At 70.7% G+C, this 24,553-nt stretch carries 19 protein-coding genes; 13 read left to right on the forward strand and 6 right to left on the reverse strand.

What is annotated here, in order from left to right; all coding sequences use genetic code 11:
- The first annotated feature begins 260 nt into the window (after window positions 1–260).
- Together FHU35_RS27200 and FHU35_RS27205 are read left to right on the forward strand one after the other, a co-directional pair.
- Window positions 261–569 carry a DUF3263 domain-containing protein gene (locus FHU35_RS27200; protein WP_425474192.1) on the forward strand — a complete coding sequence of 103 codons (309 nt, stop codon included), beginning with the start codon at window positions 261–263 and terminating at the stop codon, window positions 567–569.
- On the forward strand, window positions 569–1,234 hold the full coding sequence (locus FHU35_RS27205; protein WP_145744903.1) for a LytR C-terminal domain-containing protein: 666 nt from the start codon (window positions 569–571) through the stop codon (window positions 1,232–1,234). Before FHU35_RS27200 ends, FHU35_RS27205 begins: the two co-directional genes overlap by 1 nt.
- 196 nt (window positions 1,235–1,430) lie before the next feature.
- On the opposite strand, the gene FHU35_RS27210 is transcribed toward FHU35_RS27205, so the two are convergent.
- From FHU35_RS27210 to moeA, 5 genes are all read right to left on the reverse strand, one after another.
- Window positions 1,431–3,635 (reverse strand): AAA family ATPase, encoded by a 2,205-nt coding sequence (locus FHU35_RS27210; protein WP_145744905.1) that lies wholly within the window; start codon window positions 3,633–3,635, stop codon window positions 1,431–1,433.
- A gap of 174 nt (window positions 3,636–3,809) precedes the next feature.
- Window positions 3,810–4,742 (reverse strand): CDP-diacylglycerol--serine O-phosphatidyltransferase, encoded by a 933-nt coding sequence (pssA, locus tag FHU35_RS27215; protein WP_145744907.1) that lies wholly within the window; start codon window positions 4,740–4,742, stop codon window positions 3,810–3,812.
- A complete protein-coding gene (locus FHU35_RS27220; protein ID WP_145744910.1) occupies window positions 4,739–5,452 on the reverse strand; it encodes a phosphatidylserine decarboxylase in 714 nt (237 codons plus the stop codon). The genes pssA and FHU35_RS27220 overlap by 4 nt, the downstream gene beginning before the upstream one ends.
- A gap of 700 nt (window positions 5,453–6,152) precedes the next feature.
- Complete coding sequence (locus tag FHU35_RS27225) at window positions 6,153–8,111, reverse strand: M48 family metallopeptidase (protein ID WP_145744912.1); 1,959 nt, start codon at window positions 8,109–8,111, stop codon at window positions 6,153–6,155.
- A gap of 99 nt (window positions 8,112–8,210) precedes the next feature.
- A complete protein-coding gene (gene moeA / locus FHU35_RS27230; protein WP_222429516.1) occupies window positions 8,211–9,446 on the reverse strand; it encodes a molybdopterin molybdotransferase MoeA in 1,236 nt (411 codons plus the stop codon).
- A gap of 172 nt (window positions 9,447–9,618) precedes the next feature.
- On the opposite strand from moeA, the gene FHU35_RS27235 reads away from it, so the two are divergent.
- The 5 genes from FHU35_RS27235 to FHU35_RS27255 all read left to right on the forward strand — a co-directional run bounded on the left by FHU35_RS27235 (window position 9,619) and on the right by FHU35_RS27255 (window position 16,199).
- Window positions 9,619–10,302, forward strand: a complete 684-nt coding sequence (locus FHU35_RS27235) for a TIGR00266 family protein (protein ID WP_145744916.1) — start codon at window positions 9,619–9,621, stop codon at window positions 10,300–10,302.
- Between the two features lie 362 nt (window positions 10,303–10,664).
- A complete protein-coding gene (locus FHU35_RS27240) occupies window positions 10,665–10,868 on the forward strand; it encodes a cold-shock protein (RefSeq protein WP_132623257.1) in 204 nt (67 codons plus the stop codon).
- Window positions 10,869–10,993: 125 nt separating this feature from the next.
- Window positions 10,994–12,193: a serine/threonine protein kinase gene (locus FHU35_RS27245; RefSeq protein WP_145744918.1), complete on the forward strand. Its 1,200-nt coding sequence runs from the start codon at window positions 10,994–10,996 to the stop codon at window positions 12,191–12,193.
- Between the two features lie 231 nt (window positions 12,194–12,424).
- Window positions 12,425–14,059 (forward strand): chaperonin GroEL, encoded by a 1,635-nt coding sequence (gene groL / locus FHU35_RS27250; protein ID WP_145744920.1) that lies wholly within the window; start codon window positions 12,425–12,427, stop codon window positions 14,057–14,059.
- 142 nt (window positions 14,060–14,201) lie between these two features.
- A complete protein-coding gene (locus FHU35_RS27255; RefSeq protein WP_145744922.1) occupies window positions 14,202–16,199 on the forward strand; it encodes a glycoside hydrolase family 84 protein in 1,998 nt (665 codons plus the stop codon).
- Between the two features lie 314 nt (window positions 16,200–16,513).
- On the opposite strand, the gene FHU35_RS27260 is transcribed toward FHU35_RS27255, so the two are convergent.
- Entirely contained in the window at window positions 16,514–17,083 is a 570-nt protein-coding gene (locus FHU35_RS27260; RefSeq protein ID WP_145744924.1) for a suppressor of fused domain protein, read from the reverse strand.
- 133 nt (window positions 17,084–17,216) lie between these two features.
- Between FHU35_RS27260 and FHU35_RS27265 the strand changes: the two genes are divergently transcribed.
- The 6 genes from FHU35_RS27265 to FHU35_RS27290 all read left to right on the forward strand — a co-directional run bounded on the left by FHU35_RS27265 (window position 17,217) and on the right by FHU35_RS27290 (window position 24,497).
- Window positions 17,217–18,080: an AAA family ATPase gene (locus tag FHU35_RS27265; RefSeq protein WP_145745399.1), complete on the forward strand. Its 864-nt coding sequence runs from the start codon at window positions 17,217–17,219 to the stop codon at window positions 18,078–18,080.
- Between the two features lie 179 nt (window positions 18,081–18,259).
- On the forward strand, window positions 18,260–19,351 hold the full coding sequence (locus tag FHU35_RS27270; RefSeq protein ID WP_145745401.1) for a vWA domain-containing protein: 1,092 nt from the start codon (window positions 18,260–18,262) through the stop codon (window positions 19,349–19,351).
- 69 nt (window positions 19,352–19,420) lie between these two features.
- On the forward strand, window positions 19,421–20,539 hold the full coding sequence (locus tag FHU35_RS27275; RefSeq protein WP_145744927.1) for an XdhC family protein: 1,119 nt from the start codon (window positions 19,421–19,423) through the stop codon (window positions 20,537–20,539).
- Between the two features lie 111 nt (window positions 20,540–20,650).
- Window positions 20,651–21,217, forward strand: coding sequence for a (2Fe-2S)-binding protein (locus FHU35_RS27280; RefSeq protein WP_145744929.1), 567 nt, complete (start codon window positions 20,651–20,653; stop codon window positions 21,215–21,217).
- Window positions 21,214–23,646: a xanthine dehydrogenase family protein molybdopterin-binding subunit gene (locus tag FHU35_RS27285; RefSeq protein WP_145744932.1), complete on the forward strand. Its 2,433-nt coding sequence runs from the start codon at window positions 21,214–21,216 to the stop codon at window positions 23,644–23,646. The genes FHU35_RS27280 and FHU35_RS27285 overlap by 4 nt, the downstream gene beginning before the upstream one ends.
- Window positions 23,643–24,497: an FAD binding domain-containing protein gene (locus tag FHU35_RS27290; RefSeq protein WP_145744934.1), complete on the forward strand. Its 855-nt coding sequence runs from the start codon at window positions 23,643–23,645 to the stop codon at window positions 24,495–24,497. Before FHU35_RS27285 ends, FHU35_RS27290 begins: the two co-directional genes overlap by 4 nt.
- The last annotated feature ends 56 nt before the right edge of the window (window positions 24,498–24,553 follow it).

Below are 24,553 nucleotides of genomic sequence, written 5' to 3' on the forward strand. Positions count from 1 at the left end.
CACCCCGGTGCGCTCTTGCGCGTGAAACCCGCGTGTGATCGGGTCACCGTCCAGATCGCGGCATGGTTCAATTGATCTGGGAATGACAGCAGTGTGATTCTCCGCGACCGAATCGCGAAGCTAGGAGCCGGATGGACGCCGCCCAGATGCTGACCGCGCAGGAGATCGCCCGACAGTGCGAGCAACTGGCGCGCACGCACGGAAGTCAGCGGGCGACGGAACGCCGGCGGTTGGTCCTCGCCGAGCCGATCACGCAGCCCATCGAGCGGATCGTCGACCCGCCCGAGGAGGAGCCGGAGCCCGGCCCCGTCGACCGGGCCCTGACCGACCGCGAACTCGGGATCCTCGCCTTCGAAGCGCAGTGGTGGAAGCGCTCGGGCAAGAAGGACATCGCGATCAGGGAACTCTTCGACATGTCCGCGTCGCGGTACTACCAACTGCTCAACACGCTGCTGGATTCCCCCGCCGCGTTCAGCGCGGACCCTATGCTGATCAAGAGATTGCGCAAGGCACGGGCGGCACGGCAGCGCGCGAGGGCCGCTCAACGACTGGGAATCGAGTTGCACTGATGAGTGTTGGGGAACCGTCCGGCGGGCCCGGCGGGGCCAAGCTGATAGGCCTGGGTTTGATCGGGGTCGGCGTGCTCGCGGCCGTCCTCGGCACCGTGACGCTGATGTCCGGTGAGTCCTCGGACACCGCCCAGCCGCTGCCGCAGGAACCCACCTCGCAGGTGCAGTCCCCGCCTGAGCCCGCGCCGTCCCCGGTCGTCCCGCCCGTTCAGCCGCCGCCGGTGCAGCCGCCCGCGCAGACGGCCCCGGTGCAGCCGCCGCCGGTCGTCGATCCGCCGCAGAGCCCGCAGCCGGGTTCCGGCACCGGCCAGGCGCCCGGTTCGGGTCAGTCGCAGGACATCCCGGTCGGCTCGGGCAAGGGCAGCGAGCAGATCATCGTGCGGGTCTACAACAACTCGACGATCTCCGGGCTCGCCCACCGCGCGGCCGAGGACCTCCGCAAGGCCGGGTACGACGTGCCCGAGGTCGGCAACTACGCCGCGGGCAAGATCCCGACCACCACGGTCTACTTCCGCCCCGGCAGCGACGAGGAGCGCCAGGCCAAGGAGCTCGCCGCGAAGATCGGCGCTCGCGTGGAGACCCGCTTCGACGGCATCCAGGACGCCACGCCCGGCCTCATCGCCATCATCACCAACGACTACAAGGGTCCCTCAGCGGGGAAGTGATCTTCGGTCGTCCTGCGTGGCGGTGCGGGTAGCGGAACCTGACACGCCGCCTGGACTCCGTGCGCCACTCCTTTTGTATGCCAATACACGGCGTCGCGGCGTACTCGCCAGACGACGTGGCAGAACCCGCGGCGGTGCCCGTTGCTCAGGTGGGGTGAGGAGAAAGCGGCTCCGCCGCTCGGCGGTTGTTGACCCGTCAGGGCCGGTGGTTCTCGGCGTAGGCGGCGAGGGTGGCCAGCTGCGCCGGGTCCAGCGAGGGGCGCACCGAGCCGCGGGCCGTGACGAGGTGAGTGGCGGTGACCTCGGCCGCGCTGAGGGACTCCCGCATGGCCGTGAGCGCCGCCTCGCGGATCAGCGCCGTGCAGTCCGCCGCCGAGTAGCCGTCGAGGTCCCCGGCCAGGGCTGCGAGGTCGACGTCCCCGGCCAGCGGAGTGTTCTTCGCCGCCGCCGCGAGGATCGCCTGGCGCGCTTCGGCGTCCGGCGGCGGGACGTAGACGAGGCGCTCCAGCCGTCCCGGCCGCAGCAGCGCCGGATCGATCAGCTCCGGCCGGTTGGTCGCGGCGAGCACGACCACGTCGCGCATCGGTTCCACGCCGTCGAGCTCGGTGAGCAGCGCGGCGACCACCCGGTCCGCCACGCCGGAGTCCGAGGACTGGCCGCGGCGCGGGGCCAGCGCGTCCACCTCGTCGAGGAAGACCAGCGCGGGTGAGGCGCCTCGGGCGCGCAGGAACAGCTCCCGGACGGCGCGTTCGGACTCGCCGACCCACTTGTCCATCAGCTCCGCGCCCTTGACGGTGAGCACGTTGAGCCGGCCGCTGCCTGCGAGCGCGCGCACGAGGTAGGTCTTGCCGCACCCGGGCGGGCCGTAGAGCAGCACGCCGCGCGGCGGTTCGACTCCCAGGCGGGTGAACGAATCCGGGTACTGCAGCGGCCACAGCACGGTCTCGGTGAGGGCCTGCTTGACCTCGGTCATGTCGCCGACGTCGTCCAGCGTGAGGCCGCCGGTCTGCAGGTTGTCCGATGTGGACATCGAGATCGGGCGGACCGACGCCAGCGCGTCCAGCAGGTCCTGGCGGCGGATGCGCGGGTCGGCGGGGTCGTCGCGGTGCCGCAGCGCGGCACCCAGCGCGGCCTCCCGGCACAGCGCCAGCAGATCCGCGACGACGAAACCCGGTGTGCGCTCGGCGATCTCGGCGAACCGGACGTCCTCGTCGACGGGTGCGCCGCGCAGCAGCACGCCGAGCAGGTCGGCGCGGGTGGTGTCGTCGGGGAGCCCGATGGTGAGCTCGCGGTCGACCAGGCCCGGTTCGCGCAAGCGCGGATCGACCGACTGCGGGTGCGCGCTGGTGACCATCACCGCCGGCCCGTCACCGCCGACCGCGGCGCGGATCGCTTCCAGCGCGATGGTCGCCAGCGGCGGCGGGTCGGACTCCGGCAGCAGCGATTCGACGTCGGTGAGCAGCAGGACCCGGTTGCCGGACGCTGCGGTCGCGCGGTCGATGGCCTGCTGCAGGCAGCTCGCGGCGGTGCGCGGCTCCAGCGCTGCGATGGCGGGGGCCGAGACCTCGACGAGCTGCGCGCCGATCTCGGCGCACACCGAGCGCACCAGCGTCGCCTTGCCAACCCCGGGCGGCCCGCTGATCAGCGCGCCCAGCCGGGGGTCGGCGCCGAGCCTGCGCAGCAGCTCCGGCTGATCGAAGGCCAGCCGGAGCCACTCGGTCAGGTGCCGGGCGGTCTCGCGCGAGCCCACCAGATCGGCGACCGGGACTCCGGCGTGCGGCTCGGACGGTGATCGAGCGGGTTCGGCCTCTTCGGTTGCGGGGGAGGGGGTTTCGGCGGTCGAGCCGTCCTGCCACTCGACCACCGTGGACGGTTGGACGGCCACCGCTCCGGCAGGTTCGGTCGACGTGATGGTGATCAGCTCGGTGGTCCAGGTCAGGCCGATGGCCGCCGACAGCTGGCGCCGCACCTCGCCCGCGCGGGACGACGAGGCGGGCGAGAGGTCCTGGGGGAGGAGCGACACCGCGTCGCCGCGGGAGAACACCTTGCCGGTCAGCGCGAGTCGCGCCGTCTCGTCGGACACCGTCGCGCGCGCCATCCGCGAACCTGTGATCCCGACCCTCTTGGCGGCCTCGACCTGGGCAGGGGAGACGGCGACGGACGACCCCTCGGTCACCCCGAGGTTGAGCAGCGCGACGTCGTCGAGCAGCAGGAACCCGGTCGGTGAGGTGCGGTCCGCGGCGGCGGCCAGCGCGACGGTCTCGCGCGCGCCGGTGAGCCGCACGGCGCTCCACGGCTTCAGGTCCAGGGCGTCCAGCACCTCGGGGTGCAATCGCACGACGCCGCGCCGGGTGTCTCGGGCGGAGGTCGAGACCCGCGCGGTCAAGCTGATCGAAGCCACACCCAGACCCTAGCGGCTACCCGCGAGGCGCGACGGTGCTGAAGGTGGTGGGCCCAGCCCAGTTTTAGTCATAACCGAGGGCCTTCGGTGCCCGAAATGTCCGCTCAGTTTGGACTAAAACTGGGAGTTGCCCAGGGAAATCACTTGAAAGGGTTCCGCGGAACTGGTTTGTGGTCAGTAGTCGTTGCGGTTGCGGCGGAGTTCCAGGCGACGCCAGCTCCGGCGGGGGTGTCCCGGCCCGGTGGGGCGGCGCGGCAGCCGGACCCGGCGCGCGGCTCCCGCCACGCTGCGACGCAGCGGCGGGCGGATGCCCAGGCGGCGCTGGTTGCTGCGGCGGATCGCCCGGCGCTCGCGGGGAGCGGCGTCCCACGCCTCCGGGTGCCGCGACAACCAGTGGTAGCGGTAGACGGCGTAGGGGACGTGCAGCAGGTAGAGCACCATCGCGATGGCCAGCGACAGCAGCGGGAACACCACGATCAGCGCGGCCAGCAGCGCGACGCCCACCAGCAGCGGGGCCACGAACTTCGGCGGCACCTTCACCGTCTTCAGCGACAGCGTGGGCACTCGGCTGACCGCCAGCGCGGCGATCAGCACCATCCACACCATCACCACGCCCTGGTGCGCCCACCAACCCGGGTAGCCGAAGTGCGCGGTCAGCGCGAGCGGCAGCAGCGCGAGCAGGCCGGCGGCCGGGGCGGGCACGCCGACGAAGAACTCCTTGGCGAACGGTGGCTGCTCGGCGTCGTCGAGCAGCGTGTTGAACCGCGCGAGGCGCAGCACCATGCAGACCGCGAAGATCAGCGAGACCACCCAGCCGGCCCGGTTGTCCTGCATGTGCCAGGCGTAGAGCGTCAACGCCGGGGCCACGCCGAAGGACATCGCGTCAGCCAGCGAGTCCAGTTCCGCGCCCATCTTGGAGGTCGCGTCGAGCAGCCGGGCGATCCGGCCGTCGAGGCCGTCGAGCACCGCGGCGACGGCGACGGAACCGATCGCGAAGTTCAGCTGCTCGTTGAGGGCGAACTGGATCGCGGACAGGCCCGCGCACATCGCGAGCACGGTGATCGCATTGGGCAGCAGCCGGACGCCGGGGGTGGTCCGCATGCTCATCGGTCGCGATTCCCCCTGGGAAGTTCGGCGAGCGGGGTTTCGCCGCCGATGGTGCGCTGGCCGGGCTCGACCAGGACCTTGCTGTCGGCGGGCACGTAGAGGTCCACGCGCGAGCCGAACCGGATGAGGCCGTAGGTGTCACCGGCGTTGATGCTGTCGCCCTCGGCGACCTCGCAGACGATGCGGCGCGCGACCAGCCCGGCGATCTGCACGACGGCGACGCGGGTGCCGTCCTCGGCGCGGATGGCCATCGAGTTGCGCTCGTTGTCCTCGCTGGCCTTGTCCAGGTCGGCGGAGAGGAACTTGCCCGGGCGGTAGACGATCTTGTCGATCTTGCCGCTGACCGGGACGCGCTGGACGTGCACGTCGAAGATGGTCAGGAAGGTGCTGATGCGGGTCATCGGCTTGTCGCCGAAGCCCAGCTCGGCGGGCGGCACGGCGCTCTCGACGTGCGCGACGGCGCCGTCCGCGGCTGCCACGGCCAGGCCCGCGCGGGTGGGGGTGGTGCGGGCGGGCTCGCGGAAGAACCACGCGCACCAGGCGGTGAGCACGGCGCCCACGACGCCCAGCGGACGCCAGATGCGGCGCAGCACGAGCGTGCCGACGGCGGCGCCGATGACGAACGGCCTGCCTGCCGGGTGCATCGGCGGAACGGTGTCCTTGGCCAGCGCGATCAGGTGCGCCAGCGGGCTCTCTTGGGTGCTGCTCATCGAGGTAGTCGCGCCTCTGCGTCGGAAATCATGTCAGCGCGGCGCGGTAGTCCTGCCTGCGCCGTTGACGTACAGCATCGCGGACGCCTCGTCCCCACCATCGTCAGGGGGCCAAGTCGATCAAGAACAGCCCGACTGACCTGCACGTACACCAACCGGAATGCTACCGCCCCGAAGACCCCGAGTCACACGGACGGGTGAACCCCCCAAACGTCAGGCAAGCACCGAAGGTGCTTCCGCAGTACCCCACCTGAGCAACACGCACCGCCGCGGGTTCTGAGACGTCGCCTGGGGAGGACGCCGCGACGCCGTGTATTGGCATACATCAGGAGTGGCGCCCGGACCCAGGCGGCGTCTCAGGTTCCGCCACCCGCACCGCCACGCAGCGGGGCCACCTCACGGAAGAAGAGAACAAAGAGGCCGTTCGGCGCCTCCCCGTAGGTGCCGAACGGCCTCTTTGATTTCGGGTCCGTGCGCCCCCCGACGGCGCACGGCCCTCTTTTCTGGCGGTCCGCAGCCACCCGGCAAGCGTGGGTGCCGTCGCGGACACGAAGGAGATGGACTGATCAACGGTTCGTGACGCGGTTTCTAGTGTAATTGAGTTCACAGCTTGTCCGTAGCCGCTAACGGAGGACGTTGCGAACGCATTTAGTGACTCCGAGTCAGCAAAGCGTCTGCTCGGTTCACGAACGTGGGGCGGTCAATCCAGGGACAGGGCGGGCTCGTCCGGTTCCATGCGCGCGCCCATGAGCTCGGCCAGCCCGTGGTACGGATCTCCGTGCTCGACGCCGTCGGCCGTGCTGTGCAGGGTCAGCACCGACACCCCGTCCTTGCTGCCCGAGGCCACGCGGAGATCGTCGAGCGTCGACATCGCGTACTCGTCGAGGTAGAGGTCCAGGTCCAGCGACCAGCCCGTCTTCTCCTGGTCGAGCCGGGCGCTGGCCACGTCGCGGCTGTCCACCCACTGAGCTCCGGTGCGCTGCTGGAGATCGCTGACGGGGCTCGACGCCAGCTCGCTGAGCTGTTCCTCCTCGGCCTCCCTGAGCCGGGCGAGGGTGCCTGCGAGCAGGCGTTTCGCAGCGCTGGCGTCGCTGGGGAGCAGCAGCAGACCGCGGTCGGTGACGAGCAGGTCGTAGGCCTCGCCGGAGCACTGGACCGGGCTGACGATCCCGGCCAGCACGGGTTCGGGCTCCTCGGCGGGCTCGCGGGTGTGGTGCAGCGGGACGCCGAGGTCGACCAGCACCCGGTGCAGGCCGGGGATGAGCCGCGGGTCGGCGACCGCGGGTCGCACCAGGCGATCGGGGTCCAGCGGCCGCCCGTTGGCCAGCCGCACTCCGAGCGGGCCGCCCCAGTCCAGTTCGTGGTGGGCCCGGTGGGCGCAGATCAGCGCGTCGATGACGGTGCATCCGAGCAGCTCGGTGAGGGTGTCCTCGGCGGTCCGGTCGATCTCCGAGGGGTGCAGGCCCGGGTTGAGCACCGGGTTGATCAGGTCGCGGCCGTGGCCGCGGTGGATGGCGGCGAGGACGCCCTGGATCGTCGGGTCCACGCCCAGCCCGCACTGGTGCGCGGCCGCGCTGAGCTGCGCGGCCTTCTCGGCGGACTGCGTTGCGCCCGCCTGGCGGGCGACCTCGGGCCACGGCATCCGCGGTCCGAGCGAGTCCACCAGGAGCCGGTCCTCGAGCTCCGGCACGGCGTTGCGCGGCTTGCGCAGGATCGCGAACGCCGGACGCTCGTCGGCTTCCTTGTCGGCGGCTTTGAGCCGCTTCATCAGGTCGATCCTGGCGCGCACCGGCAGTTCGCCGCTCTCCTCGGCGATGGCCTGCTTCGCGCGCTCGGCCAGCGCGGGTTTGCGCGTGGGGTGGTCCATGAAGCTGCGGAAGCCGAGCAGCACGTCGGGGGCGTGGCCGATGGTGGCGGCCAGGCTCAGGTACTCGGCGGTGTAGTCCTGCCAGCCCAGTTCGATCGCGGTCGTCTTGCGCAGCGCCATCACGGCGGTCCGCTTGCCCGCGACGCGCACCGCGGCGGCGTCACCCGCGAGCACGAGCTCCTTGGTGGTGGTGACGGCGATGGCCGTGAACAGCCGGGCGTAACCGGCGAAGATCCACTTCACGGGCCCGGCCGTGAGGCCGTCGATGGTCCGCTGCACGCCGGCCAGCACCCGGTGCGCGGTGACCGTGAGCCTGCTGCGGCCGGTCAGGCGGCCGACCGCGTGGGCCAGCGAGGCGCCGAGCTCGGAGGTGGTCAGCGCCGCCAGCACCGGCAGCCCGATCTCCAGGTAGCGGGTGCGGGTGCGCAGGCCGAGCAGCGCGGTCTCCTCCCGGACGGTGACGCCCGGTTCGGAGGTGATCCGGATTTCGTCCGGGAGAGGGGAGTCGGTGGCGTCGACGAGCTGGTCGATGGTGCGCCACAGGTTGGGCTGGGAGACCCGGTCCACCGGCACGCCGCGCGGGCGGACCCGGTTGCGCAGCACCGCCCGCAGGCCGATCACCAGGATCGCGCCGACGACGAGGGCGGCGAAGGCGACCTTCATCCCACCGACGGTGTCGCGGCGGAAGGTCATGCCCGCCATCAGCAGCAGACCGGCGATCAGACCGATCGAACCGGCGAAGAAACCGATGTGCAACGCCAGCGCCAGGGCGGCGCGCCAGGGGCCACGCACGTGCAGAACTCCGGAGGGGAAGTGGAAGGTCGAGCTCGCAGTCTTCGCGACCGAAAGTCGAACCGTCAACAAGGGTGTGAGAAGCGATATCGACTTGATCTAGTCCAGCAACACCACGTCCACAGTGGACCCGGCGGGGACCTCGGTCACGTCCTCGGGGATCGTCAGCAAGCAGTTCGCCTTCGCCAGGCTGCCCAGCAGGTGCGATCCCGGGGCGCCCTGCAGGCTGACCTCGCCGGTCTCCGGGTCGAAGACCCCGCGCCGGAACTGCTTCTTGTCCGACGGGGCGATCAGCGGCTCGGCGAGCACGGCCTGCCTGCGGTGCCGCGAGAGCGCGGTGTGCCCGGCGGCGGCCAGGATCGCCGGGCGGACGAAGACCTCGAACGAGACCATCGAGCTCACCGGGTTGCCGGGCAGCGTCACCACCGCGAAGGCGTCCCGGTAGCGACCGCAGCCCTGCGGCATCCCGGGCTGCATCGCGACCTTGGTGAACTCCACGCCGTTGCCGGCCAGGGCGTCCTTGACCACCTCGTACGCTCCTGCGCTGACCCCGCCCGAGGTGAGCAGCAGGTCGGCGGAGTCAAGGTGCTCCTGCAGCACCGCGTGGAACGCCTCGACGTCGTCGGGCACGAACCGCAGCGTCGTCGGCTCGCCGCCGGCCTCCTCGACGGCGGCCGCGAGCATCAGCCCGTTGGACTCGTAGATCTGCCCGTTCTGCAGCTCGTCGCCGGGGGCGACCAGCTCGGAGCCGGTGGAGAGGACCAGCACGCGCACCGGTCGGTGCACCGGCAGTTCGGCAGCGCCCACGGCCGCGGCCACGCCGAGCTGCGCGGCACCCAGCCGGGTGCCCGCGGTGAGCACGGTCGTGCCTTCCGCGACGTCCTCGCCCGCGCGCCGCACGTGCGCGCCCGGCTGCACGGAGGCGAACAGCGCCACCGTCTCGGTGCTGCCGTCGGTGCGTTCCACCGGGATGACCGCGTCCGCCCCCGGCGGCAGCTGCGCGCCCGTCATGATCCGGTGCGCGGTGCCCGGCTGCAGCGGCGGCACGTCCACCCGCCCGGCCGGGATGTCCTCGGACACCGGCAACTTCACCGGTGCGTCCTGCGTCGCCTCGGTCAGGTCCACCGAGCGAACGGCGTAGCCGTCCATCGCGGAGTTGCTGAACGGCGGCAGCGGAATCGGGGCGACCAGATCGCTCGCCAGGGCGAGACCGAGGCAGTTCTGCAGCGGGCGGGTCTCGACCGGGGTGCGGGTCAGCAGGGACGCGACCTTCGCCTCGTGGTCTGCCACCGAGGTGAGCTCGTTCGCGGGGTTGGAAGAGGACACGCCACGCATCATCTGTCATAGGCACCCGCCGTGTCGCCATCGGCGTGGGATTGATCGCTCCCGGGTGGGTGGCACAATGCCCGCCCGGTCGAGCCGAGCGGACCTGCCTCGCGGGGAGAACCGCCTACATAGAATCGCGGTGCCCTCGCCGAGCGTCGGCGTCGGCGAAGGGGGTTGTGCTGTGCAGGTCCGTACTCGTCACACGCCGTCGTACGGCGTCGCCCGGCTGATGCTCGCGCCGGGGGAGCCCGTGCGGGTGGAGTCCGGCTCGATGCTGGCCACCAGCTACGGCGTGACCGTCGATTCGCGCGCGCAGGGCGGTTTCTTCAAGTCGCTGGCCCGTTCCGCGCTGGGCGGCGAGTCCTTCTACGTCTCCACCTACACCGCTCCGCAGCAGGGCGGCTGGGTCGACGTGGCCCCGACGCTGCCGGGCGACCTCAACGTGCTGGAGCTCGACGGCCGCGTCGGCTGGTGCGTGACGAAGGGGTGCTGGCTGGCCTCGGCGAGCACGGTGCAGGTCGAAACCCAGTGGGGCGGCTTCCAGAACCTCTTCGGTGGCGAGGGCGGATTCCTCACCCGGCTCAGCGGGCACGGGTCCGCCGTCGTGGCCTGCTACGGCGCCCTGGACGTGGTGACCCTGCAGCCCGGCGAGTACGTCACGATCGACACCGGCCACGTCGTCGCCTACGCCGACACGGTGCAGAGCCAGCTGCGGCAGATGAACCCGGGCGTCGCGCAGTCGCTGAAGAGCGGCGAGGGTTTGGTCTTCGACTTCGCCGGCCCGGGACAGGTGCTCACCCAGACCCGGAACCCGAACGGTCTCGTCGGCTGGTTGCGGGCGAATGGCCTCGGCCCTCGTTCTTGAAGCGCCTTTCGGGAGCGGTCCCGCCCAGTGCGCGCAAGTGGAACCTGAACCTTCCGCGCGCCCATTCGCAATTGCTCGTGAATGCGCTTCCGGTCGGCTCGCGAGCCCGCTCGGTGCTGCGAGCTGGTTTCACGGTTGAGGATTCCTTGCCGTTTTTTGCGGGGGTTGAGAACGATTGCGATATTTGGGGGAATGAGGCCGCTCCGATAACGGAACGTGGCCGAGCGGGCCACCCGTTCGGCCCAGCGTTTAACGGAAAAGTCGTATTGCCGGACCCGCGACGAGCCAGATTTTCCGGAGTAGTGTGGCCGATGCTCCAGCGGCGGTAACGCCGTGCATCACATTTTCTTGAGGAGGACGCCGTGGCGGTCGGCACGGTCAAATGGTTCAACTCGGAGAAGGGCTACGGATTCATCGCGACGGACGGTGGATCCGATGTGTTCGTCCATTACTCCGCAATCGACATGTCTGGTTTCCGCACCCTTTCTGAAGGGGATCGGGTCGAATTCGAGGTGAAAGCCGGCCGTGATGGCCGAACTCAAGCCGACGGCGTCCGCAAGGTCTGACGAGAACTTCGCTCCCTGTCGTCGTGCGGCCCGGTTCTCCTGGTGGGGAACCGGGCCGCAACGCGACACGGGCGGAACGCCGAACCAGCACCCGGGCGTGATCTCCGCCGGTTAGGGTGACCGACGTGTCGGAAGATTTGAGCGGGCAGCGGCTCGGCCACTACAAGATCGACAGCGTGCTCGGTCGCGGTGGGATGAGCGTGATGTACCGCGCCACCGACGTCCGGCTCGGTCGCAAGGTCGCGCTGAAGGTGATGGGGGAGCACATCACCGGCGACACGGAGTTCCGCGAGCGCTTCGTCGACGAGGCCCGCAACACCTCCGCCATCGATCACGCCAACATCGTGCCGCTGTACGACTTCGGCGAGGTCGACGGCATGCTGTTCATCGCGATGCGGCTGGTCGAGGGTTCCGACCTGGCGGGCCTGATCTCCGACGGGCCGATCTCGCCGAAGCGCACCCTGGAGCTGCTCGGGCAGATCTCCGAGGCGCTGGACATGCTGCACGAGCGCGGTCTGGTGCACCTCGACCTCAAACCGGCCAACGTGCTGGTCACGTCGCGGGAGTCCTCGCACGAGCACGTCTACCTCGCGGACTTCGGGCTGACCCGGCGCGGCGCCACCGGCCACCGCACCTCCTCCGGCGACTTCCTCGGTTCGCCGACCTACGCCGCCCCCGAGCACCTGCGCGGCGAGCCCGTCGACGGGCGCACCGACCAGTACGCGCTGGCCTGCATGCTCTTCGCCTGCCTGACCGGCCGGCCGCCGTTCCAGGGCTCGGTGCAGGAGATCATCCAGGGTCACCTGAGCGCCGAACCGCCGACGCCGGGCTCGCTGGTGCTGCTCCCGCCGCCGATCGACGAGGTGCTGCGCCGAGGGATGGCCAAGCGCGCCGACCAGCGCTACGCGACCTGCCAGGACCTGATCGCCGCGGCCCGCGCCGCGCTCGGCCCCGCGGCGGGCGAGGCCCCGGCACCCCCGCGCGTGGCTCAGCAGCCGGTGCAGCAACCGGCGCCCCCGATGTCCCAGCCCTTCCCGCAGCAGGTGCCCCAGCACACCGGGCCGTACCCGCAGCAGAACTACCCCGGCTACCAGCAGCAGCAGCCGGTGCGGCTGCGCCCGCCGATGCCCGCCGGTTCCTCGTCGTTCACCAAGAGCTCGTCGGGCGGCGCGGCGAAGTGGATCGTGCCGGTGCTGGTGGTCATCGCGCTGCTGGTGATCGTCCTGCTGTTCGTGGCGATGGCCACGTCCGGCAGCGGTTCGAGCTCGCCGGCCACGCCCACTTCCGGGCCGCTGCCCACTTCCGTGCCCACCGCCGGCGGGTGAGTCGGGGAGAGGTCGCTTGCACTCACCCACTGTGAGTGCTAGACACGGTACTGGCACTCAGCAACGTTGAGTGCCAGGTCGGGACGGTGAGGTCGTTCCGGCGGCGCCAAATGACGGCGTCGTCGCGCGATCGTCCGTCGCGGGCACCGAGCCTGGCCGAGCAGAGTCCTGCCGTCGTGCACGCACCAGTGTGCACCGTCGGCGTCCAGACAGGTGGAGGACCACACCGCAATGGCCAAGATGATCGCGTTCGACGAGGACGCCCGCCGCGGTCTTGAGCGCGGCATGAACACCCTCGCCGACGCCGTCAAGGTGACGCTCGGCCCCAAGGGCCGGAATGTCGTGCTCGAGAAGAAGTGGGGCGCGCCGACCATCACCAACGACGGCGTCTCGATCGCCAAGGAGATCGAGCTCGAGGACCCGTGGGAGAAGATCGGGGCCGAGCTGGTCAAGGAGGTCGCGAAGAAGACCGACGACGTCGCGGGTGACGGCACCACCACCGCCACCGTGCTCGCCCAGGCCCTGGTTCGCGAGGGTCTGCGCAACGTCGCGGCCGGCGCCTCCCCGATCGCCCTGAAGAAGGGCATCGAGAAGGCCACCGAGGCGATCGCTGAGCAGCTGCTCAAGAACGCCAAGGAGATCGAGACCAAGGACCAGATCGCCGCCACGGCCGCGATCTCCGCCGGCGACCGCCAGATCGGCGAGCTCATCGCCGAGGCGATGGACAAGGTCGGCAAGGAAGGCGTCATCACCGTCGAGGAGAGCAACACCTTCGGGCTCGAACTCGAGCTCACCGAGGGCATGCGCTTCGACAAGGGCCTCATCTCGATGTACTTCGTGACTGACACGGAGCGCATGGAGGCCGTCCTCGATGACCCGTACATCCTGCTGCTGAGCAGCAAGGTCTCCAACGTCAAGGACCTCCTCCCGCTGCTGGAGAAGGTCATGCAGGCCAACAAGCCGCTGCTGATCATCTCCGAGGACGTCGAGGGCGAAGCCCTGTCGACCCTGGTGGTCAACAAGATCCGCGGCACCTTCAAGTCCGTGGCCGTCAAGGCTCCGGGCTTCGGCGACCGCCGCAAGGCGATGCTGCAGGACATGGCCGTCCTCACCGGCGGTCAGGTCATCAGCGAAGAGGTCGGCCTCAAGCTGGACACCGCTGACCTGAGCCTGCTGGGCCAGGCCCGCAAGGTCGTGGTGACCAAGGACGAGACCACCATCGTCGAGGGTGCGGGCGACGACGAGCAGATCGCCGGCCGGGTCAACGAGATCCGCGCCGAGATCGAGCGCTCGGACTCCGACTACGACCGCGAGAAGCTGCAGGAGCGCCTGGCCAAGCTGGCCGGCGGTGTTGCGGTCATCAAGGCCGGTGCGGCGACCGAGGTCGAGCTCAAGGAGCGCAAGCACCGCATCGAGGACGCGGTCCGCAACGCCAAGGCCGCGGTCGAGGAGGGCATCGTCGCCGGTGGTGGCGTGGCTCTGCTGCAGGCCGCGCAGACCGCTTTCGACGGCCTCAAGCTCGAGGGCGACGAGGCGACCGGTGCCAACAGCGTCAAGCTGGCCGTCGAGGCTCCGCTCAAGCAGATCGCGGTCAACGCCGGTCTCGAGGGTGGCGTCGTCGCGGAGAAGGTCAAGAACCTCACCTCCGGCCACGGCCTCAACGCCGCGACCGGCGAGTACGAGGACCTGGTGCAGGCCGGCGTCATCGACCCGGCCAAGGTCACCCGCTCGGCGCTGCAGAACGCCGCGTCGATCGCCGCGCTGTTCCTGACCACCGAAGCCGTGGTCGCGGACAAGCCGGAGAAGGGCGGGGACGCCGCTGCCGCGGCCGACCCGACCGGCGGCATGGGCGGCATGGGCTTCTGAGTCCAGTCGACAGCTGAGCGAAGGGCCGTCCCCGATGGGGGCGGCCCTTCGCCTTTGCGTCAGGCGGGCAGGTGACCCGGTCGGGTCACTCGCCGGTGTGTTGAACTGGGGGCGTCCGCCAGTGGATTGGATGGGGAGCTCGATGCGCGGTTTTGCCAGGTCGCTCGCGGTGTGCGCGGCCGGGATGATGGCCCTTGCCGGATGCACGAACTCCGCCCCGCCGCCGGACGAGCCCGCCCCGCAGAGCTCCGACGCACTGCCCGGCGAGGGCATGCCGTCGGTGGTCCCGCAGCCGGAGCTGATCGACCGGCTGGGCGACGACGTCGCCGTGCGCGGCAAGGCCGAGGTCGTGGTGGACCCGCTGGTCGACCAGCAGACGAAGGACCTCGCCAAGCAGGTGCTCGAACTCGCCGGCGCCGACGAGGTCGAGTTCCGCGAGCCGGGCGCCCCGGCATCGGATGCGGCGCTGCGCGTGCGGATCGGGGAGCGCACCTCGCCGACGCTGGTCAAGGGCCTGCAGGACTCGCGCATGGGCGCCCCGGTCCCGATGGAGAACGAGGCGTACGTGCTGGCGGTGCGGCCGGACACCGACGCCGAGGTGATCATCGGCGCGTCCGACCCGGCCGGTGCCTACTACGGCGTGCAGACGCTGCGGCAGCTCATCTCGCCCGGCCGCATCGCCGGGGCCGTCGTGCTGGACCGGCCCGCGATGCCGCTGCGCGGTGCGATCGAGGGCTTCTACGGCCCGCCGTGGACGCACCAGGAGCGGATGGACCAGCTGGCGTTCTACGGCGACGTCAAGCTCAACACCTACATCTACGCGCCCAAGGACGACCCGTACCACCGGGAGAAGTGGCGCGAGCCCTACCCGGAGCAGGAGCTCGGCGAGGTGCGCGAGCTCATCGGTCAGGCCGGGGCGCACCACGTGAAGTTCACCTTCGCGCTCTCGCCGGGCAATTCCATCTGCTACAGCGATCCGCGCGATTTCCAGGCGCTGCAGGCGAAGTTGCAGGCCATGTACGACGAGGGCGTCCGCGACTTCTCGCTGCCGCTGGACGACATCTCCTACACGCGCTGGAACTGCGCCGGTGACGAGCAGGCCTACGGTCGTCCTTCGGAGGGCAGCGCCGGGCGGGCGCAGGCCGACCTGCTCAACCGCGTCCAGCGCGAGTTCGTCGACACCCACCGCGGGGTGGCACCGCTGCAGTTCGTGCCGACCGAGTACTCCGACGTCGAGGACTCCGAGTACAAGACGGCGATCCGGGAGGTGCTGGATCCGCGGGTGCGGGTGATGTGGACCGGCGACGGCGTGATCCCGCGCCAGATCACGGTTTCCGATGCGAAGCAGGCGGAGGCCGTGTGGGGCCGCAAGGTCTTCCTCTGGGACAACTACCCGGTCAACGACTTCAACGGGTCGCGCGGGCGGATCATGCTCGGCTCCTACGACAAGCGGGAGCGCGGGCTCAGCGATCAGCTGGCGGGCGACGTCGTCAACCCGATGAACCAGGCGGCGGCGAGCAAGGTCGTGGAGATCGGTGCGGCCGACTTCGCCTGGAACGACCAGGACTTCGACCCGCAACGGGCTTGGCGCGCGGCCGCCGAGTACCTGGCGGGCAAGCGGCTCGCCGGTGAATCACCGGGCGTGCAGGCGGATCCGGCGACGGTGGAGGCGCTGCTGGCGTTCTTCGACCTGGAGCACATGGCGCCGGTCGCCAACGGCTCGGCCTGGCTCCCGCCGGCGCCGGAGCTCTCCCGCCGGATCGACGCGTTCCACGCGGCGTGGGCGGGCGGTGACCGCCAAGCGGCGGTCCGGGACCTGCGGTCCTACGCGGATCTCCTCGCGTCCGCGCCGAAGCGCATCCGGGCCGGGGCGCCGCGGGACTTCGTCGCCGACACCGACCACTGGCTGATCGCCGCCGCGCAGTGGTCCCAGGCCCTGCTCGCGACGGCCGACGGGCTCGACGCACGTGCCAGGGGCGATGAGGCGCTGGCCAAGGCCCGCTTCGACGAGGCCCGGTGGGGAGTGGACGCGGCCAAGCGGATCCGCTCCACCACCGCAGAAGTCCGCCCCGCGGGCCAGGTCCTGGTCGCCGACGGAGTCCTCGACACCTTCATCACCCAAGCCCCCGAGATGCGCTGACCCCAACCCGCGTTCATCGTTTCGGGGCAATTCCCAGTTTTAGTCCAAACCGAGCCATGATCATGTCCGAAATGTCGGCTCAGTTATGACTAAAACTGGGACCTGGTGCGGCTCGTTGCTTCAGGTGTGGGACTCAGCCCGCACCGCTGCGCCGTCCCCTGTGGGGATTTCTCACTCGTCGTCTGGCGAGTACGCCGCGACGCCGATGTCCACCCCGGGGTAAGCGGAAGACATCAGGAGTGGCGCACGGAGTCCAGGCGGCGTGTGAGGTTCCGCTACCCGCACCGCCACGCAAAGTGATTCTGCAATGACCCCTAAAACTGGGAAATGCCGACGTCGCTCCGGAAGATGTCGACGAGGTCGCTGTCGTGCGACTCCCAGCGGTCGTAGAGGGCGTCGCGGCCGTAGCGGGCGACCAGCTGCGACTCCGCCCGGGTGATCGGCACCAGCGTGATCAGCTGCAGCACCGGGCGACCACCGTCGTCCAGCAGCACGTCGAACTCATCGCCCAGGTAGGGGTGCGGGGCGGCGAGAGCGCCCGCGATCGCCGTGTCGGGCAGCAGGATCCGGTCGTTCATGATCAGCGCGCCGTAGCCGACGCGCGCCCGGGACTCGGTGAGCAGCTCCGCGATCACGGCCACCAGGTGCTTGGCGTAGAGCTCCTGATCGCGGCGGAGCGTGCACAGCAGTTCCTGCGGCAGCGGCGCGCCCGCGGTGTGCTCGCGGAGTCCGCTGGTCAGCACGGTCACGTGCGCGCCGTCGGCGTGGTCGCAGTACACGAGGTTGTACGCGCGCTCCCGTCCGCCGGCGCTGCGGCTGTCGGCGCCCCGCACCCTGCCGACGTGCTTCTCCACGTGCGCCGGGAACCCCTCGAACGCGCTCATGCACCACTCCAAGATCGACCGACGCGCATCCTAGCCGCGGGCGCCGATCGACCTGCACCGCTGCCCGGGAGAATGATCGTCGCCAGCGCGGCGTCCGGTCGAATAGGCTCGGGGGGTGGCTGACGCTCTCGAGATGACATCACCGGCCGAGGTCGCAGCGGCGCTGGACAAGACCGGCTACCTGCCCGATGACGGGATCGCGACGGCGGCCTTCCTGGCGATGCGGATGCGGCGTCCGCTGCTGACCGAGGGAGAACCGGGCACCGGGAAGACGGCGCTCGCGCAGGCCCTGGCGGCGGCGCTCGGCGTGGACCTGATCCGCCTGCAGTGCCACGAGGGCATCGACGCGGCACAGGCGCTCTACGACTGGGACTTCCCCCGGCAGTTGCTGCACCTGCGCACCCTGGAAGCCGCTTCCGGTGGTGAGTTCGACGCCGATGCCGCCGAGTCCTCCCTCTACACGCCGCGATTCCTGCTGTCCCGGCCGCTGCTGCGCGCCTTGCAGGAGGCGCCGTGCGTGCTGCTGGTCGACGAGATCGACCGCGCCGACGACGAGTTCGAGGCGTTCCTGCTGGAGGTGCTGTCGGAGTACGCGGTCAGCATCCCGGAGTACGGCGAGGTCCGCGCCGAGCAACCGCCGATCGTCATCCTGACCTCCAACCGCACGCGCGAGGTTCACGACGCCCTCAAGCGGCGCTGCCTCTACCACTGGCTGGAACATCCGGACCTGGACCGCGAGGTCGCCATCCTCCGCCGCCGGCTGCCCGGCGTGGACGCCCGCCTGGCGGAGCAGGTCGCCGCGTCGCTCCAGCGGATGCGCCAGATGGAGCTCCTCAAGCCTCCGGGCGTGGCCGAGGCGATCGACTGGACCCAGGCCCTCCAGGCCTTGGGCGCGGATTCCCTCGACACGGAGACGGCCGCGACGACCCTCGGTGCCGTCCTCAAGTACCGCGAGGACGAAGCGCGGGTTCGGGCGTCGGGAGTCCTGGCGCCCTGACCGGGGACGGTCACCAGTGGGTGGTCCTGGTCCGAATTGACCGGGCAAAACGTGGACGGTTCGGACCAGAACCGCCCGGAGCACCGGTGCGAATCCGATGACCTGCGGTGGGAGGTGTGCTGACGGTGGAGACCGTGACCGGGTTGGTGGGGTTCGCCCGCGCCCTGCGGCATTCGGGGATGGCCGTGGGGCCCAACCGGGTGCAGAGCTTCCTGTCCGCCGTGGAGGAGGTCGGGGTCGACGACCGGGAGGGCGTGTACTGGGCTGGGCGCCTCACGTTGTGCTCCGAGCCCGACGACGTCCCCCGCTACGACGCCGCGTTCGCGACCTGGTTCAGCGCGGAGCCGATGCGGGTGGAGCAGCCGGGCCAGACGGTGTCGCGACCGGCGAAGATCGCGGCCCTGAGCGCCGAGACCTCGGACGGCGAGGGGGAGGGCGAGTCGGAGGATCCCCTCGCGGCGGCCGCCAGCGACGCCGAGGTGCTGCGCGACCGGGACGTGACCGAGCTCAGCGACGCCGAGCGGGATCACCTGCGACGGATGCTCGCGGTGCTGCGCCCGGACCCGCCGACGCGTCCGTCGCTGCGGCGCGAGCCGGGCAAGCGCGGTGCCCTGAGCCCCCGCGCGACGTTGCGCGCGATGCTGCGCTCCGGGGGCGAGCCGGTGCGCCTGCCGCGGCAGCACCGCTCGCGACGGCCCCGCCGCGTGGTGCTGCTGATCGACGTGTCCGGTTCGATGAGCCCGTACGCGGACGCGCTGCTGCGCTTCGCGCACGTGGTGGTGCGCCGGGCTCCGGCGAGCACCGAGGTCTTCACCCTCGGAACCCGGATGACCCGTGTGAGCAGGCAATTGCGCCAGCGCGACGCCGAATCCGCGCTCCAGGCGGCGTCGCGCGCGGTGCCCGACTTCTCCGGCGGGACACGGCTGGGTGACACTCTCCGGGTGTTCTTGGACAGGTGGGGCCAGCGCGGCATGGCGCGAGGCTCCGTCGTGGTGCTCTTCTCCGACGGATGGGAGCGCGGCGACGCCACCGACCTGGCCGAGCAGATGCGCCGGCTGCACCGGCTCGCCCGAGGTGTCATCTGGGCGAACCCGCACGCCGGTCACGACGGATATCAACCCGTGCAATCCGGAATTGTCGCGGCCCTCCCGCACGTTGACCGAATGGTGGCCGGTCACAGTCTGAGGTCGCTCGAAGACATCTGGTCATGGGTACGCAGGCTTTCGCAGTCCGGGGAGCAGGTCCCCGGGACTCCGGTCGGTGTCGTGTGACGCCGGTGCGGGTGGATGCTTGAGAGGGCCGGGGAGGCCCCATGGAGGTTGCCCCAATGGAGGTGCACCGTGCGTGACGTGTTGGATGACTTGACCAAGCGCTGGGAGGCCGGTGAGTCCGTCGGCCTGGGCACGGTGGTGGCCACGTTCCGCTCCGCGCCTCGCCCGCCCGGAGCGTCGATGCTGGTCACGCAGGACGGCGAGGCGGTCGGCAGCGTCTCCGGCGGCTGCGTGGAAGGTGCCGTCTACGAGGAGGGCTCCGCGGTCCTGGAAGGCTCGGAGCCGGTGCTGCGCCGCTACGGCGTCAGCGACGACGACGCCTTCGCGGTGGGCCTGACCTGCGGCGGGATCCTCGACGTCTTCGTCGAGCGGATCGACCGCGAGACGTTCCCGGACCTCGACGAGGTCGCCACGTCGGTGCGCGCGGAGGAGCCGGTCGCGGTGGCGACCGTCGTGGAGCACCCCGAGCAGGAGAAGGTCGGCACCCACCTGCTGATCTGGCGCGAGCGGGTGCGCGGCACCCTCGGTTCGGCGCGGATGGACGACGCGGTGGTCGACGACGTGCGCGGCATGCTCGCCAGCGGTCGCAGCGGCGTCATCGAGTACGGCCCGCACGGGCAGCGCCGCGGCGAGGGCATGCGGGTGTTCGTCAACTCCTTCGAACCACCGCCCCGGATGCTGGTCTTCGGCGCGATCGACTTCGCCGCCGCGATGGCCCGGATGGGTGCGTTCCTCGGTTACCGGGTCACGGTGTGCGATGCCCGCCCGGTGTTCGCGACCAACAGCCGGTTCCCCGGCGTCGACGACGTGGTCGTGGACTGGCCGCACCGCTACCTCGCCAACGAGGCGGAGGAGGGGCGGCTCGACGAGCGCACCGCCGTCATGGTGCTGACCCACGACCCGAAGTTCGACGTCCCGGTGCTCAAGGAAGCCCTGAGCATGAACGTCGGCTACATCGGCGCGATGGGTTCGCGCCGCACTCACGAGGACCGCTTGAAGCGGCTGCGCGAGGAGGGCGTGACGGAGGAGGAGCTGTCCCGCGTGTCGTCGCCGATCGGGCTCGACCTGGGCGCCCGGACTCCTGAGGAGACGGCCGTTTCCATCGCGGCGGAGCTGATCGCGCTGCGCTGGGGCGGCCGGGGTGTGAGGCTCTCCGACGTGGAGGGTCCGATCCACCACCACGACTGAGTGCGCTTGCTCTCGCCGGAACGGCGTAGGACCCTCTAGCCGAGTGACATCCGTCACTCGGCGGAAGTCCGTGTTCCCGAACGTCCGCGCTCCTGGCGAGGAGGCCGTTCCATGCCCCGCATCACCGTCAACGTAGACGGCACCAAGTACACCGATGAAGTGGAACCGAGAACGCTGCTCGTGCAGTACATGCGCGAACGGCTAGGCAAGGTGGGCACCGTCGTCGGTTGCGACACCGGCAACTGCGGCGCGTGCACCGTCCACATGGACGGGCACAGCGTGAAGTCCTGCTCCGTGCTGGCCGTGCAGGCCGACGGCCACGACGTGACCACCATCGAAGGACTGTCCCAGGACGGCAAGCTGCACCCGCTGCAGGAGGCCTTCCACGACAACCACGCGTTGCAGTGCGGGTACTGCACGCCCGGCATGATCATGCAGGCGTTGGACCTGCTGGCCGAGGACCCGGAGCCGGACGAGCAGGCGGTTCGCGAAGGCATGGAGGGCAACCTCTGCCGCTGCACGGGCTACCAGAACATCGTCCGTGCGGTCCGCGACGCGGCCCAGCGCATGGAGCCCGGCGCCGGACCTGCGGCCGAGCACACCGACGACACGCCCATGCAGCGCAAGCCCTCCGATGAGCGGACCGGCGCCGAAGCCGCAGGAGGTCGTCAGCAATGACCGCGACCGCAGAGCCGGAACTCGGACGTTCCCGCAAGCGCAAGGAAGACGCGCGGCTGATCACCGGCCGCACGCGTTGGACCGACAACCTCGCACCCAGCGGAACCCTGCACCTGGCGATCCTGCGCTCGCCGATGGCGCACGCCAAGATCACCGCGATCGACACCGAGGAAGCCGGGCAGGCCCCAGGCGTGATCGCGGTCGTCACCGGCCGCGACATCGCCGACGTCCAGGGCAGCCTGCCGTGCGCGTGGCCGATCACCGAGGACATGAAGGCCCCGGCGGCTCCGCCGATGGCCGTCGACGAGGTGTGCTTCGCCGGTGAGGCGGTCGCCATCGTGGCGGCCCGCTCGGCGGCGGAGGCGCGCGACGCGATGGACCTCATCGACGTCGACTACGAGGACCTGCCGGTCGTGCTGGACATGCCCTCGGCGATCGAATCCGGATCGCCGCTGGTCCACGAGGACCTGGGCACCAACACCAACGCCGTGTGGACCTTCGACTCCGCCGAGGCCGGCACGGGTGGTGACGTGGAGCAGGCCCTGGCCGGGGCGGAGGTGCGCGTCGAGCGGACCCTGCGGCAGCAGCGGCTGATCCCGGCGTTCATGGAGCCGCGGTCGGTGGTCGTCGACCCGACCGGTGACCAGATCACCGTCTGGTCGGCCACCCAGGTCCCCCACATCCTGCGGGTCATGCTCGCCATGACCCTGGGCGTGCCGGAGAGCAAGGTCCGGGTCATCGCACCCGACGTGGGCGGCGGGTTCGGCGGGAAGTTGCAGGTCACGCCGGAAGAAGTGCTGGCGTTCGTGATGGCCCAGCGGCTGAACCGCCCGGTGAAGTGGACCGAAACCCGTTCGGAGACCATGGTTTCCGGACACCACGGCCGCGACCAGATCCAGAAGATGTCGATCGCGGCCACCCGCGACGGCAAGATCACCGGGCTCAAGGTCGAACTGCTCGCCGACATGGGCGCCTACCTGCGGCTGGTCACGCCCGGCGTGCCGATCCTGGGCGCGCTGATGTTCAACTCGATCTACAAGATCCCGGCGTACCACTTCAGCTGCACCAACGTGTTCACCAACAAGACGCCGACCGACGCCTACCGCGGTGCCGGACGCCCGGAGGCCACCTTCGGCATCGAGCGGATGATGGACGAACTCGCCGCCGAGCTCGGCATGGAACCGATGGAGCTGCGGCGGAAGAACTGGATCGCCCACGACGAGTTCCCGTACGACACCGTCGCAGGCCTGACCTACGACTCGGGCAACTACGAGGCCGCCACTGACAAGGCGATGGAGATGTTCGGCTACACCTCGCTGCGCGAGGAGCAGGAACGCCGCCGTCGCGAGAACGACCCCGTGCAGCTGGGCATCGGCATCTCCACCTTCACCGAGATGTGCGGGCTCGCGCCCTCGCGGGTGCTGGGGTCGCTGTCCTACGGCGCGGGCGGCTGGGAGCACGCGTCGATCCGGATGCTGCCCACCGGCAAGGTCGAGGTCGTCACCGGAACCTCGCCGCACGGCCAGGGGCACGAGACGGCGTGGAGCCAGATCGTGGCCGACCGGCTCGGCGTGCCCTTCGACGACGTCGAGGTGCTGCACGGCGACACCCAGGTCTCACCGCGCGGCCTCGACACCTACGGGTCCCGGTCGCTGGCGGTCGGCGGCATGGCCGTGGTCGCCGCCGCCGACAAGGTCATCGACAAGGCCCGGCCGATCGCCGCGCACATGCTCGAATGCGCCGAGGAGGACCTGGAGTTCGCCTCCGGGCGGTTCGGCGTGCGAGGCACCGATCGGGGCGTGGCGATGGGCGAGGTCGCGCTCGCGGTGTTCGCCGCGCACGACCTGCCCGACGGGGTGGAGCCGAACCTGGACTCCGACGCGACGTTCGACCCGGAGAACTTCTCCTTCCCGCACGGCACCCACCTCTGCGCGACCGAGGTGGACACCGAGACGGGACGGGTGAAGATCCGCAAGTACGTGTGCGTGGACGACATCGGATCGGTGATCAACCCGCTGATCGTGGAAGGCCAGGTGCACGGCGGGCTCGCGCAGGGCATCGCGCAGGCGCTCTTCGAGGAGGCCGTCTACGACGAGACCGGCACGCTCACCACGGGCACGCTGGCCGACTACCTGGTGCCCTCGGCGGCCGACCTGCCGGAGTTCACCACCGATCGCACGGAGACCCGCGCGACCTCGAACGCCCTGGGAGTCAAGGGCGTCGGAGAGGCGGGAACCATCGCCTCCACTCCGGCCGTGGTCAACGCGGTCGTCGACGCGTTGCGGCCGATGGGCGTCAACGACGTCGAGATGCCCTGCTCGCCCCAGCGCGTGTGGCGGGCGGTGACCGGCGCTCGCGCGTCCGGCAACACGGCACCCGAGGCCGGCGGCGGACTCGGTTCGATGAACCCCGAGGGAGGTGCCCGGTGATCCCGGCACAGTTCGACTACGTCGCGCCGTCCACGGTGGACGAGGCGCTGGCCGCGCTCGCCGCGGCCGGTGAGGACGGCAAGGTGCTCGGCGGTGGGCAGAGCCTGCTGCCGGTGCTGCGGATGCGGATGGCCGATCCGAGCACGATCGTCGACGTCGGCCGCATCCCCGAGATGCGGGGGATCCGCGAGGACGGCGACGCGCTCGTCATCGGTGCCATGACCACCCACTACGAGGTGGCGCGGGACCCGCTGATCGCGCAGCACGCCCAGCTGCTCGCGCTGGCCACCCGCACGGTCGCCGACCCGCAGGTGCGCCATCGGGGCACCTTCGGCGGCTCGCTGGCGCACGCCGACCCGGCCGGTGATCTGCCGGCTCCGGCGCTCGCGCTGGAGGCGGAGATGGTCATCGCAGGCCCGTCCGGCAGGCGCACCGTCCCGGCCTCGGAGTTCTTCGTCGACTACTTCACCACCGCGCTGGAACCCACCGACCTGCTGGTCGAGATCCGGATGCCGAAGTGGACCGGCTGGAACGCCCACTACGAGAAGTTCAACCGGGTCGCCCAGGCGTGGTCGATCGTCGGTGTCGCGGCAGCCGTCCGGGTCTCCGGCGGTGCCGTCGCCGAAGCCCGCATCGCGCTGACCAACATGGGCCCCACCCCGGTCCGCGCCACGGGCGTGGAGCAGGCGCTGGTCGGGCAGCAGGCCACGGCCGAGGCGGTTCGTGCCGCGGCCAGGCACGCGACCGAGGGCACCAGCGCGCCGGGTGACGCCAGCGCCGACGCCGACTACCGGGAACACCTCGCCGAGGTGCTGACCGGACGGGCGGTGCTCGCGGCGGCGGGTGGCTGATCCGTCCGGACGAAGATCGGGCCTGGCGGCGCTCCTGCGGAACAGTCGCCAGGCCC

Source organism: Saccharopolyspora dendranthemae, assembly GCF_007829955.1.
In the GTDB taxonomy this organism is placed as follows: domain Bacteria; phylum Actinomycetota; class Actinomycetes; order Mycobacteriales; family Pseudonocardiaceae; genus Saccharopolyspora; species Saccharopolyspora dendranthemae.

What these genes read in the sequence shown, in the direction of transcription:
- FHU35_RS27205 (WP_145744903.1), top strand. Translation starts at nt 569, where the DNA reads ATGAGTGTTGGGGAACCGTCCGGCGGGCCCGGCGGGGCCAAGCTGATA.
- pssA (WP_145744907.1), bottom strand. Translation starts at nt 4,742, where the DNA reads ATGAGCATGCGGACCACCCCCGGCGTCCGGCTGCTGCCCAATGCGATC.
- FHU35_RS27220 (WP_145744910.1), bottom strand. Translation starts at nt 5,452, where the DNA reads ATGAGCAGCACCCAAGAGAGCCCGCTGGCGCACCTGATCGCGCTGGCC.
- moeA (WP_222429516.1), bottom strand. Translation starts at nt 9,446, where the DNA reads ATGCGTGGCGTGTCCTCTTCCAACCCCGCGAACGAGCTCACCTCGGTG.
- groL (WP_145744920.1), top strand. Translation starts at nt 12,425, where the DNA reads ATGGCCAAGATGATCGCGTTCGACGAGGACGCCCGCCGCGGTCTTGAG.
- FHU35_RS27255 (WP_145744922.1), top strand. Translation starts at nt 14,202, where the DNA reads ATGCGCGGTTTTGCCAGGTCGCTCGCGGTGTGCGCGGCCGGGATGATG.
- FHU35_RS27260 (WP_145744924.1), bottom strand. Translation starts at nt 17,083, where the DNA reads ATGAGCGCGTTCGAGGGGTTCCCGGCGCACGTGGAGAAGCACGTCGGC.
- FHU35_RS27265 (WP_145745399.1), top strand. Translation starts at nt 17,217, where the DNA reads ATGACATCACCGGCCGAGGTCGCAGCGGCGCTGGACAAGACCGGCTAC.
- FHU35_RS27270 (WP_145745401.1), top strand. Translation starts at nt 18,260, where the DNA reads ATGGCCGTGGGGCCCAACCGGGTGCAGAGCTTCCTGTCCGCCGTGGAG.
- FHU35_RS27280 (WP_145744929.1), top strand. Translation starts at nt 20,651, where the DNA reads ATGCCCCGCATCACCGTCAACGTAGACGGCACCAAGTACACCGATGAA.
- FHU35_RS27285 (WP_145744932.1), top strand. Translation starts at nt 21,214, where the DNA reads ATGACCGCGACCGCAGAGCCGGAACTCGGACGTTCCCGCAAGCGCAAG.